General features: G+C 44.7%; 1 protein-coding gene. It reads right to left on the minus strand.

Features of this window, described 5'->3' with window-relative positions; all coding sequences use genetic code 11:
- Positions 1–295: 295 nt before the first annotated feature.
- On the minus strand, positions 296–917 hold a 622-nt coding region (locus tag A3739_RS06925; RefSeq protein ID WP_068500850.1), incomplete at its 5' end, for a polysaccharide deacetylase family protein.

Consider the following 917-nt stretch of genomic DNA (forward strand, 5'->3'; position numbering starts at 1 on the left):
CGCCTGTCCCACAGCCAATATCTGCGATGCGATACTTGACCTTAAAATCTAAGCCGGCCAAATAAATCGCTTACTCAATCTCTGCTTTACCGCCGGGGCCTTGACGCTCATTGTGCGAGTGAAGATCAATTAGGAGTTTCATTTGCTCTTGCTCGGTAGACATAGGTCACCCCAATAGAAGTTCTAAAATTGAACAAAAGTGTAGCTAAAGTTTGGAAGAATAAAATTGGGGTCAGAGTACTTTTACTCTGACCCCAATTTTTAACGCAGTATAAGTAAGCGCAGTAGCTCTGACTTACTTAACTGGAGGGTGATTCTCATGCCAGTGCTTGGCTATGTCTATGCGACGCGTCACCCAAACATTTTCTTGCGACTGAACATAATCTAAGAAACGCGCCAGAGCCGCGGCACGACCTGGACGACCAACCAAACGACAGTGCAAGCCAATACTTAACATTTTTGGCGCTGTTTCACCTTCCGCATAAAGCACATCAAAGGCATCTTTTAGGTAGGTGAAGAATTGCTCTCCAGTGTTGAAACCTTGGTTCGTTGCAAATCGCATGTCATTCGTATCAAGCGTGTATGGGACGATTAGAAATGGGTTTTCGTAGTCATACACCCAATACGGAAGATCGTCAGCATACGAATCAGCGTCGTACATAAAACCACCTGCTTCATACACTAGATCACGTGTATTCGGGCTAGTTCGTCCGGTGTACCAACCTAGCGGCCGTTCACCGGTAATTTCTTCATGCTTTTTGATCGCTTCTTGAATTTGATGACGTTCTTCATCTTTATCAATGTACTGATAATTAATCCACTTATATCCGTGTGCCGCGATTTCCCAGTTAGCATCTTTCATGGCTTGCACAGCTTCTGGATGTTTCTCCAATGCTGTCGTCACACCATAAACTGTG

The sequence above is a fragment of the Oleiphilus sp. HI0067 genome (assembly GCF_001635735.1).